Origin of the sequence: Pseudoalteromonas denitrificans DSM 6059 (genome assembly GCF_900112265.1) — a bacterium.
GTDB classification, from domain to species: Bacteria; Pseudomonadota; Gammaproteobacteria; order Enterobacterales; family Alteromonadaceae; genus Pseudoalteromonas; species Pseudoalteromonas denitrificans.
This window is the reverse complement of record NZ_FOLO01000040.1, coordinates 36,164-52,234: the sequence shown is the minus strand read 5'-3', so window position 1 is coordinate 52,234 and position 16,071 is coordinate 36,164. Positions and strand designations below refer to the sequence as shown.

Annotated in this window: 10 protein-coding genes; 5 read left to right on the top strand and 5 right to left on the bottom strand. The window is 35.0% G+C overall.

All coding sequences use genetic code 11. The annotated features are described in order from the left end of the window. Positions 1-232: 232 nt before the first annotated feature. The gene (locus BM088_RS19135) at positions 233-1,918 is read right to left on the bottom strand and encodes an NAD-dependent malic enzyme (protein WP_091988418.1); all 1,686 of its coding nucleotides are present in this window, start codon (positions 1,916-1,918) and stop codon (positions 233-235) included. A gap of 305 nt (positions 1,919-2,223) precedes the next feature. On the opposite strand from BM088_RS19135, the gene BM088_RS19130 reads away from it, so the two are divergent. Continuing rightward, positions 2,224-3,426 carry an EAL domain-containing response regulator gene (locus BM088_RS19130; RefSeq protein ID WP_091988415.1) on the top strand — a complete coding sequence of 401 codons (1,203 nt, stop codon included), beginning with the start codon at positions 2,224-2,226 and terminating at the stop codon, positions 3,424-3,426. 1 nt (position 3,427) lies between these two features. On the opposite strand, the gene ggt is transcribed toward BM088_RS19130, so the two are convergent. Beyond that, the gene (gene ggt / locus BM088_RS19125) at positions 3,428-5,185 is read right to left on the bottom strand and encodes a gamma-glutamyltransferase (protein WP_425439324.1); all 1,758 of its coding nucleotides are present in this window, start codon (positions 5,183-5,185) and stop codon (positions 3,428-3,430) included. 95 nt (positions 5,186-5,280) lie between these two features. Here ggt and rrtA point away from each other — a divergent pair, with 95 nt between their 5' ends. After that, entirely contained in the window at positions 5,281-5,859 is a 579-nt protein-coding gene (gene rrtA / locus BM088_RS19120; protein ID WP_091988410.1) for a rhombosortase, read from the top strand. Here rrtA and BM088_RS19115 read toward each other — a convergent pair. Beyond that, complete coding sequence (locus BM088_RS19115) at positions 5,848-7,200, bottom strand: sensor histidine kinase (RefSeq protein WP_091988408.1); 1,353 nt, start codon at positions 7,198-7,200, stop codon at positions 5,848-5,850. The genes rrtA and BM088_RS19115 overlap by 12 nt on opposite strands. Continuing rightward, entirely contained in the window at positions 7,190-8,596 is a 1,407-nt protein-coding gene (locus BM088_RS19110; RefSeq protein WP_091988406.1) for a sigma-54-dependent transcriptional regulator, read from the bottom strand. Before BM088_RS19110 ends, BM088_RS19115 begins: the two co-directional genes overlap by 11 nt. 202 nt (positions 8,597-8,798) lie before the next feature. Between BM088_RS19110 and BM088_RS19105 the strand changes: the two genes are divergently transcribed. The 3 genes from BM088_RS19105 to BM088_RS19095 are packed head-to-tail and all read left to right on the top strand — an operon-like array spanning position 8,799 to position 13,358. Next, complete coding sequence (locus BM088_RS19105) at positions 8,799-10,118, top strand: efflux RND transporter periplasmic adaptor subunit (RefSeq protein ID WP_091988403.1); 1,320 nt, start codon at positions 8,799-8,801, stop codon at positions 10,116-10,118. 30 nt (positions 10,119-10,148) lie between these two features. Further along, positions 10,149-10,829, top strand: a complete 681-nt coding sequence (locus BM088_RS19100; protein ID WP_091988399.1) for an ABC transporter ATP-binding protein — start codon at positions 10,149-10,151, stop codon at positions 10,827-10,829. A 12-nt stretch (positions 10,830-10,841) separates the two neighbouring features. After that, positions 10,842-13,358 carry an ABC transporter permease gene (locus BM088_RS19095; RefSeq protein WP_091988397.1) on the top strand — a complete coding sequence of 839 codons (2,517 nt, stop codon included), beginning with the start codon at positions 10,842-10,844 and terminating at the stop codon, positions 13,356-13,358. A gap of 77 nt (positions 13,359-13,435) precedes the next feature. On the opposite strand, the gene BM088_RS19090 is transcribed toward BM088_RS19095, so the two are convergent. Continuing rightward, positions 13,436-15,919, bottom strand: coding sequence for a S9 family peptidase (locus BM088_RS19090; RefSeq protein WP_091988395.1), 2,484 nt, complete (start codon positions 15,917-15,919; stop codon positions 13,436-13,438). Between the last annotated feature and the right edge of the window lie 152 nt (positions 15,920-16,071).

Below are 16,071 nucleotides of genomic sequence, written 5' to 3'. Positions count from 1 at the left end.
AAGCAATATAGCTTTTAGTTTCGACCACAGCTCATCAGTGAGCATTAATCGGGGCATGACAATCTCGTTTAGTTTGGTTTTGGCGAAGTGAATTATACGAGATTGTCACTTACGCACAAAATTCAAACAAAGATCAACAGCCCCTAGATATTAGATATTAAAGCTGAATTAAAAAGACTTCTTACATACTTTTATCTAAAAAGTCTTTTTAAACTAAAAAATTAAAGTGTGATTAAATACTGCGACGTTTGTAGTTACGGTACTCAGGCAACCAGTAATTCTTTTCTATTGAAGCTTTAATCGCTTCATCTGAAATCTCTAATGCAACACCTTCTTCAATTGCTGTTTTTGCCACTTTAAATGCAATTTCTTTACTCAGAATTTCAATATCAGTTAATGCTGGTAACAGGCTTCCCTCTCCGGTGTTTGCAAGTGGTGAACTTGCAGCTAAAGTTTCACTTGTTACCATTAGCATAGACTCAGTAATACGAGATGCATTCGCTGAGATAACACCTAAACCAATACCAGGGAAAATATAACTATTATTACACTGTGGAATTTTATACTCCTTGCCTTCAAACTCAAATGGGGCAAATGGGCTACCTGTTGCCACAATCGCTTGGCCTTGTGTCCAAGTAATAACATCTTGTGGTGTTGCTTCAACTTGCTTTGATGGGTTACTTAAAGGAAAAATAATTGGTCTATCAGAACCTTGGTGCATACTTCTGATCACTTGCTCAGTAAATAAACCAGGTTGACCAGAAACGCCTATTAATATATCAGGTTTAGCACAATGCATTACATCTAATAATGATGCAAACTCACCGCTAAAACTCCAATTTTTAAGTGCTTCTTTATTTTGAATTAATGCAGCTTGAAAATCACGTAAACCAGTCATGCCTTCACTTAATAACCCAAAACGATCAACCATGAATATCTGACTACGTGCTTGTTCTTCAGTGATACCTTCACTCTTCATTTGGCTGATAATTTGTTCTGCAATACCACAACCAGCAGAGCCTGAACCAACAAATACAACTTTTTGATCTGATAGCTTTACATCTTTAACACGACATGCAGCCAAAAGAGAACCCACAGTCACTGAAGCTGTTCCTTGAATATCATCATTAAAACAACATATTTCATTTCTATAACGTTTTAATAGAGGCATTGCATTTGGTTGCGCAAAATCTTCAAACTGTAATAACACTTTAGGCCAGCGACGTTTTATTGCATTAATAAATAAATAAACAAACTCATCATATTCATCTTGATTGATACGTTTATGACGTGCGCCCATATACATAGGATCATTTAACAGTTTTTCATTATTAGTACCAACATCTAACATCACAGGTAACGTATATGCAGGACTGATTCCACCACATGCGGTATACAAAGATAACTTACCAATTGGTATCCCCATACCACCAATCCCTTGATCACCTAAACCTAAAATACGTTCTCCATCCGTAACAACAATGACCTTAACACTATTTTTTGTCGCATTTCGTAAAATATCATCAATTTGATGACGCTCTTCATATGAAATAAATAAACCACGTGAGCTACGGTATATATCTGAAAACTGCTCACACGCATCACCAACCGTTGGCGTATAAATAATAGGCATCATTTCTTCTAGGTGATCACGCACTAAACGGTAAAATAATGTTTCGTTATTATCATGAATAGCACGTAAATAAATGTGTTTATTTAAATCTTCATCAAATTTAGTATATTGCTGATAACATCGCTCTACTTGCTCTTCAATCGTTTCATAACGCGGAGGCAATAAACCGGTTAAATTAAAGCTTTCTCTTTCTCGCTCAGTGAATGCACTACCTTTATTTAATAACGGAGTTTCTAACAGAGTTGGACCTGCGTAAGGGATGTATAAGTAGTTTTTATTATTCATTGTTTCTCTGGCGTATTTGATGATTATTATTCAATAGTTAATTATTATGATTATATAAAAAATTGCAATCAATTATCTGCACAACAGACCAGTAAAGATAACATCTAAGCTTCTGTTAACTTTGAATAAACATTTTTGCTACAGAAGTACTTCTGTATAAAGCAAAATTTAAACATGCAGAACTGAGCCGACACACTCGTTTTATAGCTTTAATAGTTTAAAGTTAAAATACCTAAACTTTAACTTGGCTATTTTATATACAGATACTAATCTTTCTATATTACATGGATAAAGGACTTAGCAATATGGAACGCTTTAATATTCATATCGCCCTCGTCGACGACTCCCACGCAATTTTAATGATGCTTGCAGCTAACTTAAAAGAACTAGGTTATAACAATATTAGTGTATTTATCAGTGCTGCTGCTGTGATTGAATCAATGCAAATTAAAAAAACACATTACGATGTTATTTTTACCGATTTAAATATGCCCGATATTGATGGTATGGGACTTATACGCTGCCTTGGTCAACAAAATTATCAAGGGGGGATCATCATAGTTTCAGAGATGGACCCTCGTGTTATATCTTTAGCCTGTGAACTTGCAAAAGCACAAATGACACATCTTATAGGAAACTTAAGTAAACCTATTACTTTAGATGGTCTTTTATACGAACTAGATAAACTACATACTTTTTTACGAAAGGGAACACATTCAACACTAGCATTAACGGAAGATGAATTAATAGATGCCATCACCGAAAACCAGATCACACCTCATTACCAGCCTAAAATAGATAGTAAAACCAACAGGGTATCGAGTATTGAAGTGCTGGCGAGAATTGTCAGACCGCAAGATTCATTCCCTATTCCTCCAAGTGCATTTATTCCAACAGCAGAAAAGTATGATTTAATTAATTTACTTACCTTTCAGTTGTTTGAAAAATCATCGGCAGATCACCAACGCCTAGTAGAAACATTAGATCATGATTTTAAAACAGCAATTAACCTTTCATCAACTCAATTAACTGACTTAGATTGTCCTGATAAGCTAGAGACAATTCTTGATGTTTATAACATGAAACCAGATCAAGTTATATTAGAAATTACGGAAGAACATGCGCTCGCGAACGATAAGCAATTAGAAACACTTAACCGACTTAGACTAAGAGGTTTTGGTGTTTCTTTAGATGATTTTGGCACAGGTTTTACAAACTTGAATCAGTTAAGAACATTGCCCTTCACAGAAATTAAAATTGATCGGAGTTTGATTTGTGAGCTGCACAATGATCTTTTTTCACAAACAATCGTAAATGCCCTTGTTAGCTTAACAAATAAGCAAAATATTGATTTAGTCGCTGAAGGTATTGAAACATTTGAGGAGTTAGAGTTTTTACAAAGCTACAATAAAAATATATTGCTACAAGGTTATTTGATCAGCAAACCAAAACCTATTACCGAGTTACTACAATGGCATAGGCATTGGATTAAATCTGTTATTGAATAAATTAATTTAGCTCAGACATTGCAATACCTTCACGCCTAGGGTCTGCTGCGCCATATAATCTGCCATTCAGCAATTCAACAGCATGAATACCTGAATTTAAATTGACTATTTTCACCTCATGACCCAGTTTTTCAAACGCCAATTTTTTATGTTCTAATTGAGTCTCTTTTTCTAAACTAGTATAACGATTACGATTAGTGATCCTAGGCATATTAATCGCATCTTGTGCGCTTAGCCCCCAGTCTAAAACCCCAACAACAGCTTGTGCAACATAGTTAATAATTCGACTGCCACCAGGGGAGCCAATGACTAATCTTAAACTACCATCTTTATTAAATACCATAACCGGTGACATAGAACTTCTTGGACGTTTATTACCTTGTACACGATTGATCACAGGCAAGCCATTTCTTGTCGGAGATAAAGCAAAATCAGTTAATTGATTATTTAATAGATACCCGTTCACCATTAAGGTGGAGCCAAAGGCCATTTCGATTGATGTTGTCATAGAAACAGCATCGCCTTGACTATCTACAATGGATATATGGCTTGTAGAAGGCATTTCATATGCATCATCAATCGCATATGCTAAAGTTTTAACTGGCTGACCAGCAATAGCCAACCCCATATCTTTTTGGGTGATCAATGAAGCCCGTTCAGTAATATACTGCTGTGCTAATAAAGCTTTAACAGGCACATCTACAAAGTCAGGATCTGCCATATAAACATTTCTATCAGCAAAAGCTAAACGAGAAGCTTGGGTAAAATAATGTAATGCTTTTACATCATTAACACCATATTGAGACATATTTTTATCTTCAAGCAACCTTAATATTTGCAATAAAGCAACCCCACCTGAACTTGGAGGCCCCATAGAACACACTTTATATTCATGATACGGCGCACAAACAGCCTCTCTTTGCTTTGCTACGTAGTGATTAATATCTTTAACGGTTAATAACCCAGGTGCTATAACCGAGTTTTGAACTTTATTTGCTATTTTTTTTGCATTCTCACCAAAATAAAATGCTTTAATGCCCTCATTTGCAAGCTGTTTATAAAAGTGTGCTAAATCTGGGTTTTTCTTATTTGTTCCAGCTTTTATCACTTCACCATTAGGAAAAAAATACTCTTTTGTACCAGGCATTTGGTGAACACCCGGATTAAACTTTTTACTTAAAAGCATTTCAAGGCGCGGTGATACAATAAAACCATTTTGAGCCAATTCAATTGCGGGTAAAAATAATGTCTTCCAAGGTAATAGCCCTTGTGTTTTATGTGCTTTGGCAAGTGCACCTAATACACCAGGCACACCCACAGAACGGCCACCAACAACTGCTTTGATCCAAGGCGTTACTTTACCACTTTTGTCTAAAAACAACTCTGAAGAGGCTTTTTCGGGTGCGGTTTCACGTCCATCAAAGGTTGTTAAATTATTCGTCTGTTTATCAAAGTGCATTATAAATGCGCCACCGCCTATCCCTGAGGATTGTGGTTCAACTAAAGTAAGCACAGCTTGAACGGCAATTGCAGCATCAATCGCACTCCCACCTTGTGCCAAAATAGTCTGTCCAGCTTTTACTGCATAAGGGTTTGCAGCCGCGACCATAAATTTTTGACCTTGTGCTGCTTTTTTTAAATGAAATCCGGTTGCAGCCTCAGGCTCTCTATCTTCCCTTTTTGTTTTACCTGTTACATTGTGTGTAATAAGGAACAATGGAAGACTTAATGCTAATAAATACGAAGTTATTTTTTTCATCATTTCATTTTATTTTTAACTGATAATTGCATATTAATGTGAAAGAGGCAGAATAAGCAAAACTTTATAGTAATTTACGCTTTTTTTGGACCACAATGATAGATTTACCATTAAATAAAAAATATATTCTCCCTCCACTTACCCTTAGCGTATTAAGTTTTTTATTTGCATTATTTGCCTTAAATCCCGTATTAGAATTTGACCGTTCTTTAATAACGCAAGGACAGTTTTGGCGGTTATTAACAGGCCAACTTGTTCACTCTAATTGGTATCACTTACTTTTAAATTGTGGTGGTATTTTACTTATTTGGGCATTACATGCAGAGCATACAAGCCCTAGAAGATATTTATTTAATGTCATATTTCTCGGGTTATTTTGTGGTATAGGTTTATATCTTTTTTATCCAGAAACCCATATTTATACTGGTTTGAGTGGTTTATTACATGGGGTGATTATTTTTGGTGCATTAAAAGATATTCAAGTAGGAATGAAATCAGGCTATGTATTGTTTTTAGGTGTATGGCTTAAAGTTTTATGGGAGCAGTATAATGGTCCAAATGCAGATGTAGGTATATTAATCGATGCCAGAGTCGCCATAGAAGCACATTTATTAGGTGCAATTGGTGGCAGTGTATTTATCTTAGAAAACCTAAAGCATAAGTTAAAAAGTTAAACTAAATGTCGCCCCCCCCTCTTCATTGTCCCGCACAGAAATTTTACCTTCATGGGCTAACATAACTTGACGAGCTAATGCTAACCCAACACCTGAACCTTCTTTCTTAGTTGTAAAAAAGGGCACGAATATTTGCGAAGCGATATCATCTGGTATTCCTTCGCCATTATCGGCCACTTCAATCACAACATGCCCTCTAGAATTTAAAAATGCAATCATATCAATCTGCGCATCATAAACATGAGATACCGCCTGAACCGCATTTTGTAGTAGGTTAATTAATATTTGTTCTATCATGTCTACATCAACACACAAGTCCAACCCCGTTGGTTTTATATTCATATGGAAGGTGATATTGTTCTCTTGCCAGTTTTGTGTTGTTAATGATTTTACATGTTCAAACAAAGTGACAAGATTTGTTGGTTTTTTATTTGGTTTAGGTAACCTAGTTAAACGACGATAGCTGCTCACAAACTGCATTAATCCATCACTTCGTCTTGCAACTGTTTGCACAGCTCCCAAAACATCGTCTAATTCCTCTGTTATTTCAGGTGCGTTTTGTGTTTTCAACTTTACATCTTCAACTAAATCAACCGCTGTTTTTGCAAGTGATGCGACAGGTGTAATGCTATTCATTATTTCGTGTGTTAAAACACTCACTAAATCTTGCCATGCCTGCAACTGTGCCACCGCTAATTCATTTTGAATATCTTGCATACTCAGCAAGGTTTCCTGTCTTTTAGCAATAATGATTTCAGTTGCTGAAATAATTAAACGATGTTCCATATCATCAATATTAACATTAATTAAACGCCGCTCTCCTGCAACAATATTTTGAAGGCTTTTATAAAAGTCACCACCGAACTTCTTAAAATCATCAAGATTAACAATCTTATTCAAACCAAATAATCGCCTGGCACTATTATTCCAAAGCATTACCTTACCATCATGGTAAATGCTGATCAGCGGTACAGGCACATGTTCAACAATCGCTTTTATATGGCGTAACTTTTCTTCTTGTATTACCCGCGCAGAATTCATTTTAGACAAAATATCATTAAAAGCAGCACCTAATTCATCAAAGCCAGTGCCAACAGCTTTAAAATCAAAATTTTGTGAATAATCGCCATGACGAGCTGCATCAAAAAAGCGAATTAATTCCGCATTTGTTTTTGAAGTAAACTTAATAATTTCTATAAATTGAAACAACACTACACATAACAACACTATACTCGTTGCATGATAACCAGGCTGTGTAATCGTTAATGTGAGAGCAATCGTTGTCGCTATAGCAAAAACTGTACGAATAACTATCAGTAATGAAAATCGTTTAAAGCCCATGCTTTTCCATCCTTCTATATAAAGCTGCACGTGTTAACCCCAGCTCTTTTGCTGTATGGCTAATATTATAACGATGTTTTTTTAATGCCTGCGAGATAGCCTGTTTTTCAATTACCTCTAAATTAAGGTCTTGCGGTAATTCAGTCGGTTCATCTTTAATAACATTATGTTTTTCAATGTGATTTTTATTTACTGTTTCAATCTGAAAATCATGGCAGGTAAACTTATGAGTTTGACTTAGAATAACAGCGCGTTCGACTGCATGGCGCAATTCCCTGATATTGCCCGGCCAAGAATTAGATTTGATAGCGATGAGCGCATCATTATCTAATTCTTTTTCTGGTTTTTGATATTTTTTACTATAAAGGGAAATAAAATATTGAGCGATTGGTTCAATATCTTGTATTCGTTTTCTTAATGGTGGTAAATTAATTTCTACTGTATTCAATCGAAATAACAAATCTTGGCGAAAGCAAGCATCTGTTTTTAAATCATTTTTAGATATATTAGTCGCAGATACCACTCTGACATCAAATGGCACAGCTTCATTAGCGCCCAGTGGTGTCACTTTTCTTTGTTCAAGAATAGTTAAAAGTTTTGCTTGTAAATGCAATGGTAAGTTACCAATTTCATCAAGAAATAAAGTGCCCCCATCAGCTGCTTTTAACCTACCAATACGATCATGATGTGCCCCGGTAAAAGCACCTTTTTTATGACCAAATAATTCACTTTCAAATAAACTTTCAGAAATGGCGCCTAAGTCTACAGACATAAAAACTTTGTGTGCTCTCAAACTTTTTTGATGAAGATCTCTTGCAATAAGCTCCTTTCCGGTACCATTTTCTCCCAAAATTAGTATATTTGCATCTGTAGGGGCTGCATGTTGGAGCAATGTTTGGATTTTAAGCATCTCATCTGACTGGGCAATAATTTCTTGTTGATTCAATTGGTTATTGTCTTGTACTAAGACTTGATTTGCAGCCCGTAAACTTTGTGTTTCACAACGGCTTTGGCCTAATAAAACAGCCGTTGAAACTGTAGCGATGACTTTTTCATTTTGCCAAGGTTTTGAAATAAAATCTGTTGCCCCCAATTTCATTGCTTCAACCGCCACATCAACGCCACCATGGGCCGTGATCATAATGATCACACTCTGCGGGTTTATTTCTAATATTTTTTTTAACCAATGAAATCCTTGTTTGCCTGAGCTTTCTCCTGGACCAAAATTCATATCCAGTAAAATAGCATCAAAATGTTGGGTGCTTATAAAAGTAGGTATATGTTCAGGTAAATTACAGGTACTAACATGTGAGAACTGGCGTTTTAGTAATAGTTTTCCTGCCGTTAATATATCTTCATCATCATCAACAATGAGGATCCGCCCTTCTTTTTTCACTAAAAATACTCCTTTTTATACTTACTTTTTCTTTTGATAATGTTCATTAACGTACACCAACTGTTCATTATCGTACAGTTAAATAATTACTTTTCAAACCTTAAAATATAAAATCTAATTAAAACAAATAGATAAAATATGGAATGGAACTTGTACTAATAACGCTAAACCAATAAAGCAAAATAGGCTGTTGCTAATTATTATGTCAAAAAATTTATCGTCCATAAGCACAATTGAAACTAAACCCGCAAATGCAGTTTCTGGTGCAGGAATGGATAAAAAAATCATTAATAAAAAATATCGTTTCAATAAATGGGTTATTGCAATTCTCATTATCGTTAGTATTTTTTTTATAAAGTATTTTTTTTCTATGCAGTCAACTGGAAAATCACTCCTTGTTGATAATAGTCGAATAATAATATCTGATGTCACTTCAGGCATATTTGAAGACTTCATTCCAATTCGCGCTCAGGTTACACCAGCTAAGACTGTTTTTTTAGACGCAATAGAAGGCGGGCGTATTGAACGAATATTAGTCGAAGATGGTACAAGTTTAAAAACTGGTGATTTGATTGTTGAGTTATCAAATGCGTCACTACAATTAAATGTTCTGGGAAATGAAACCCGTGTTGCCGAACAACTAAACAACATGCGCTCTATTGAATTAAACCTTGAACAAAACCGATTACAACATAAACGTAATATCCTCGACATTCAATTTCAAATTCAGCTATTAACACGTCAAGCTTCAAGAGAAAAAGCTTTACTAAAAACGAATGCGCTTAATAAATCACAATATCAAGATACGTTAGATACCCTGAATTGGTATAAGAATAGCCTTGAACTTATAGTAGAAAGCCAAAGTTCAGATGCACGTATGCAAGGTGAACAGTTGAGTTTTCTAAAAAAAACCAGCAAGCGACTAGAAAGCAACTTAGCAATATCTAAACAAAATTTAGACAATATGAATGTAAAAGCGCCGGTCAAAGGCACATTATCAGGCTTTAATGTTGAGATAGGCCAAAGCATTGCCCGAGGTGAACGATTAGGTCAAATAGATACACCGAACGACTATAAGTTAACTGCTTTTATTGATGAGTTTTATTTAGGCAGAATAGATATTGGTCAAAGAGCGCATATGAAAAATCAGAGTAATGAATACACGTTAAAAATTTCAAAAATTTATCCTCAAGTGCAAAATGGTCAGTTTAAAGTTGACTTTAAATTTGAAAATCATCAACCACAAGGCATTCGTCGAGGTCAGACAATGCAAATAAAATTAACTTTAGGTGATGCTAGCAAAGCAATACTCATTCCTAATGGTGCATTTTATCAAGATACCGGTGGGAGTTGGATTTTTGTTGTGAGTCAAAACTCTCTTGAGGCCGTAAAACGCACCGTGCGTTTAGGGCGCCGTAATAGTCAATTTATTGAAGTCATTGAAGGCTTAGAAATAGGTGAGCAAGTTGTAACCAGCCCTTATAGCAGCTATCAAAATTTACAAAGACTTAAATTTAACTAATAAAATTTATAATGATAATAGGAAAATAACATGCTGAAATTACATAACTTATCACGTACCTACCAAACTGATGATGTTGAGACGATGGCACTTAATAATGTCAATATTGAAATTAAAAAAGGAGAATTCGTTGCTATCATGGGGCCTTCTGGCTGTGGTAAGTCGACTTTACTTAATACCATAGGCATGCTCGACTCCCCTTCAAGCGGCGATTATATTTTTGCCGGAGAAAATGTAGCTGGATATTCAGAGAGCCAGCTTTCATTGATCCGAAAGAAAAGTATTGGATTTATTTTTCAAAATTTCAATTTAATTGATGAATTAACCGTTGCAGAAAACATTGAACTTGCCTTAATTTATCACAAAATCCCGACTTTTGAACGTAAAAGCAGAGTAGAAAAAGTCATGGATAAAGTGGGTATAGCACATAGAGCCAAACATATGCCAAGTCAGCTCTCAGGTGGACAACAACAACGTGTCGCTGTTGCCAGAGCGGTTGTGGGAGATCAAGCAATGATTTTAGCAGATGAACCAACCGGAAACTTAGATAGCGCTCATGGTCAAGAAGTCATGGAAATGTTGCAAACACTCAACGAAGAAGGCACAACCATCATAATGGTGACCCATAGTGCTGTACACGCAAATTACGCAAGTCGAACCATAAATTTATTTGATGGCCATGTTGTTATTGAAAATGTACGAGCGGCATAGGGAGAAATAAACATGTTTCGCAATTATCTGATCACCGCCTGGCGCAATATTATAAAAAACGGAATATTTTCCGTGATCAATATTTTTGGTTTAGCCATAGGTTTAATGAGTTGTATTTTAATTATGTTATTTGTTGAACAAGAAACTGGATTTGATTCTTGGTTAACTGATAAAGATCGTTTGGTACGTATGCACACAGCGTATTCAATGCCAAATCAAGAACCATTTAATACTGTCAGATCTGCGGGCAGCATGATGGAAGCTATTCGAGATTTTGCTAAAAATGAAATTGAAGACGGCGTACGTTTTATTCAGTTTAATATGACAATTCAACAAGATGGCCATGCTTTTTCAGAACAAATCACTATGGTGGATGGCAGCTTTTTTAATATTTTTGATTTACCCTTTGCTTTTGGTGCCAAAGCATCTTCATTTAACAAACCTATGGATCTTGTGATCAGTGAAAAATTAGCTCATAAATATTTTGGCCGTACAAATGTGGTTGGAGAAACACTCACGGTGTGTTGCATTGCAGGTAAAACAGCTACCTTGCCTATCACTGGTGTTATTAAAACCTTACCTGATGCAACACATCTCAATACAAATATTCTTGTGTATTTACAACCCAGTCTTTTTGCTGAAAATGATGGAACGCTTAATACTTGGACTAGTCTGAATGTTTATACCTATTTTAAATTAAATCAAAATATAAAGTTAAAACAATTACAAGATAGAATTAACTATTGGATCAATAATGAAAGCCCTTTAGTCGAAATGCTACCACGTATTTTTGGCACACTATCAACAGATAAAAAAGTCACTGACTTTTTAAAACTAAAATTAATGCCGGTACCAAAGTTACATTTAGAAGCAAAACGTCACGCTGGAAACTTGGGTGATTTAACACCTATGGGTGATGGCAATATGATAAAAACATTTGTATTAGTTGCAGCTTTAGTACTCTTAATTGCATGCATAAACTTCATGAATCTGTCTACAGCAAAAGCAAGTAAACGTGCACGAGAAGTGGCAATGAGAAAAGTATTAGGGGCAAGTAGAACGCAAGTTGCTATTCAATTTTTAGGGGAAGCGATTGCGCTTGTATTACTTTCACTTTTATTTTCCCTTGTTGCTGTTGAACTTATTTTGCCATTTTATAATCAATTAATAGGAAAAGAATTAACATTAGATTTATTTAATGATCTCCCTTTATTGTTTACGTTATTACTGATTTCAATATGTGTCGGTATTGGCGCTGGATTATATCCAGCTCTATATTTATCACACTTTAAACCAGGGCATATTTTAAAATCGAGCAAAAACGTTGAATCAGCAAGTTCAGCTAAACTTCGCACCTTGTTAGTGATATTTCAATTTTCCATATCTATTATTTTAGTCATTTCAACCTTAGTGGTTTATAGCCAAACAATATTTTCAAATAACATAGATGTAGGATATCAACATGATAATAAACTGATACTAAATATCGCCAGAACTGGAGACAATTTGACAAGCTTAAAGCAAGAATTACTGAACCTTCCAGAAGTAACCAGTTTAGTATATTCATCAGAGTCTCCAACTCAGGATAATGAAAATAACAACAACTTTAAACTATTAGAAACACATTCAAATGGCGTAGCAAACCAAAATATAGTAATAAATTATCATAATATGGGTTATGGTTTTTTTGAAGCCTATAAAGTAAAACCTCTCGCAGGAAGGTTATTTAATAAAGAGTATGGTTCCGATAGCATCATTCCAATTCAAGAAAGTGAAAATAAAGTTGGCAAAGCAAGTGTTATTTTAAATGAATCAGCCCTTAAAAAGTTTGGTTTTACTCATGCACAAGATGCCATTGGTAAAACCCTTGAAACGGATGAAGGCGGAAAACAACATTTAACCATTATAGGTGTGATACCTGATATTTATTTTCGTTCTATAAAATTTGGTGTGCGAGCGAGTATTTATACTTTAAATCCATCCAGATTTAGAGTCGCAAATATATCCTTTAAAACAGACAATGTGCCTGCTTTAATGCTACAGATTGAAAATATTTGGAAAAGAAATATACCTATGCAGCCCATTTCCTTTGAATTTTTAAATGAAATGATGAAAGCGCAATATCATGATGAACTCACAACCGCCCAACTATTTTTGATATTTTCATTACTTGCAATTGTTGTTGCATGTCTAGGCTTATTTGGTTTATCTGCTTTTACAGTTGAGAGACGTACTAAAGAGATTGGTATTCGTAAGGTGATGGGAGCAAGCGTAAAAGATATTGTTAGCTTATTGTTATGGCAATTCTCTCAACCTGTCATGATTGCCAACATGATTGCCTGGCCGATCGCGACCTATATGATGTTAAGTTGGTTGGAAGCTTTTCCATATCGTATAGATACGCTTTGGTTAATACCTATGTGTTTATCAGTTGGCTTATTATCTCTGATGATTGCTTGGCTCACAGTAGGCTTAAATGCATCACGGGTTGCAAGAAAAAACCCTATTTATTCATTACGATATGAATAAGTTTCAAAATCTTTTTTAAAATAGACGATTGCCACATCCACGTGGTAATCGTCTTATTAAAAATACTAAAAATTAAACTATAATTTGTCTTTAAATAATTTATAAATTCTACGATATTCATCTAACCAACTAGATGGTTGACGAAATCCATGCGCTTCAACTGGATAAATTGCAGTTTCAAAATTTTCTTTTTCTAGTTCAATAAATCGTTGAACCAAACGTACGACATCTTGAAAAAATACATTATCATCAACCATAGGTGCATTGATCAACAAATTCTTTTGTAAACCTTCAGCAAAATATATAGGCGAACTACGTTCATATGCAATAGGGTCAACATCGGGACGATTAAGGATATTTGATGTATAGGGATCATTATAATGTGCCCAATCACTTACAGGTCTCAGCGCCGCACCAGCTTGGAAAAGCTCAGGACGGGTTAACAATGCCATGAATGTCATAAACCCACCATAAGAGCCACCATAAGTCCCGACTCTTTTATTATCAACATTCGCATTATTTTGCATCCACTTGATGCCATCGGCTAAATCTTCAATTTCAGGCGTCCCCATATTACGATAAATCGCAGTACGCCAATCTCGACCATAGCCTTTAGAAGCACGGTAATCCATATCCATTACAACATACCCTTCACTGGCAAGTAATGAATGGAACATGAATTCCCTAAAATATCCTGACCAGCCTAAATGAGAGTTTTGTAAATAACCTGCACCATGATTAAAAATAATGGCTTTTCTATTTTTACCCGACTCGCCTTCTTTATAATCGGCTGGATAATACACTTTTGCATAAATGGGTTGCTCTGTATGAGAAGATGCAACAGCCACCACTTTAGGTGCAATCAATTGTGTATTTTTAAATTGATCAGAAACCGTATTTGTTAAACGTACCACTTCAGAGCCAGGTGTCACATCTGTTACATAAAGCTCTGTTGGTAACATGATTTTTGAATGAGATAACAATAATTTTGACTCATCAGGGCTGAGTTTAAAGTCTGTCATACCATTTAAGTCTGTTATCGCTTCTCGTTTTTCGGTTTCAGTATTAATGCGATAAACTTCATAAATACCCGGATGTTTTTCATTCGCTTTATAATAAATATGCTTATCATCTTTTGATAAATCTAAATTTGAAATAACAAACTGACCTTGGGTTAAAGCTGATGCTTTGCCATTAAGTGGTTTTTTGTATAACTGGCTATAACCAGACTCTTCAGATAAAAAATACAAAGTGTCTGAATGATTAAACCAACCAAAATCATTAAATGCATAATTAATCCATGCATCATCATGTAACCTATGTTGTGAAACAAATTTTGATTTTTCAAAATCGACAGATGCAATCCATCTATCTTTATTATCCCAAGCTTCAAGCATAACGGCAGCTTGTGTACCTTGCTTATTCCATTGAATTGCACTTTGTGACCAAGTCCAATCCATCATTAAATTAATGGCACGAGGAGATTTTTCTGACTTATACTTTTTACCTTCACGGGCGTAATTTTCTGTTTTAACTTTTGCTAATACATCATCATCAAAACCCGGCAAAACATCAAATGTAAGCTCTGTTTGAGTGCCTGTTTCTAAGTCTAAAATATATACTTGAGAAGTTTGAGATTGTGCGTCGGCAACACGACGACGAACTTTTTTAGATTTGACTCTCGCATCGTCAGCAATATAGTTAGGCATAATATCGCTATCTGCACGCCAAGATGTATTTTCAGTTACAACAGCAATAATATGTGTGCCTGATGGTGATAACTGTGCATCAACTAAACGCTTATCCTTACCAAAATAAAATGCATCATCTACTCTACTTGGGTTTTTAGAATCAACTTCATTTTTTAATTTTTGTTTATCTTTTTTATTTTTATGTGTTAAAGCGATAAAGTTTATTAACTTATGTTGTTCTTTTGCAATGTAGTCTTTTGGTTCTTCAACGCCTTTTGGTTTTTGAGACATTTTTAAATTAGCAATTTCAACCGTAAAACCTGTATTTAAATTTACTTTATTAAATGTAGTCCCTTCGCGATAAACTAAGCTACCATCATTCAAAAATTGAACATCTGACTCACTTGAAGATGAACGTGTTACCTGAGTCACAGTGCCCGTATTTATATTTTTTACAAACACATCGCCTTTAAATACATATGCTTGAAACTGACCATTTTCAGAAAAAACAGTATTTTTTGCTCCTGCTTGGTGCAAAGATTCAATTGATACCTTATTACCTTTTACATTAGCTTTAAGCTTTTGATTAAATAAATCTTTAAGCTCATTACCCGCTTGTTTTCTTGTATAAAAAACAGATGATGAATCGCCAGCCCAATACGACGACAACGGCTGACGACCTAGCCAATCAGGGTGTGCCATAGCTTGTTTTAAAGTGATTTGTGTTTCACCCGTTTTTACTGGTGTTTTTATTTCAGTTGCAACTTTGGATGTGGATGTTTTAACTAATTTTTGGGTATCAGTGGTTTGACAAGCCGTTAACGTAAAAGCAGCCACAACAGCAAGCGAAATGAGTGTTTTATTTACCATCATATTTTCTTAAATTCTTATATTGGGGTTATCGCATAGTAATGTAAACAGACTGGCTAAAATAGCAATGACTTTAATCGTAAAGATTTGTTACTTTGACGAAAAAAGATACATTTGGATTGAGGGGAGTACGATTTGAAATATGAGCGTAA

Bases quoted from the DNA above. Each gene is read 5' to 3' on its own strand.
- BM088_RS19135 (WP_091988418.1), bottom strand. From the start codon at position 1,918: ATGAATAATAAAAACTACTTATACATCCCTTACGCAGGTCCAACTCTG.
- BM088_RS19130 (WP_091988415.1), top strand. From the start codon at position 2,224: ATGGAACGCTTTAATATTCATATCGCCCTCGTCGACGACTCCCACGCA.
- ggt (WP_425439324.1), bottom strand. From the start codon at position 5,185: ATGAAAAAAATAACTTCGTATTTATTAGCATTAAGTCTTCCATTGTTC.
- rrtA (WP_091988410.1), top strand. From the start codon at position 5,281: ATGATAGATTTACCATTAAATAAAAAATATATTCTCCCTCCACTTACC.
- BM088_RS19115 (WP_091988408.1), bottom strand. From the start codon at position 7,200: ATGGGCTTTAAACGATTTTCATTACTGATAGTTATTCGTACAGTTTTT.
- BM088_RS19105 (WP_091988403.1), top strand. From the start codon at position 8,799: ATGTCAAAAAATTTATCGTCCATAAGCACAATTGAAACTAAACCCGCA.
- BM088_RS19100 (WP_091988399.1), top strand. From the start codon at position 10,149: ATGCTGAAATTACATAACTTATCACGTACCTACCAAACTGATGATGTT.
- BM088_RS19095 (WP_091988397.1), top strand. From the start codon at position 10,842: ATGTTTCGCAATTATCTGATCACCGCCTGGCGCAATATTATAAAAAAC.
- BM088_RS19090 (WP_091988395.1), bottom strand. From the start codon at position 15,919: ATGGTAAATAAAACACTCATTTCGCTTGCTGTTGTGGCTGCTTTTACG.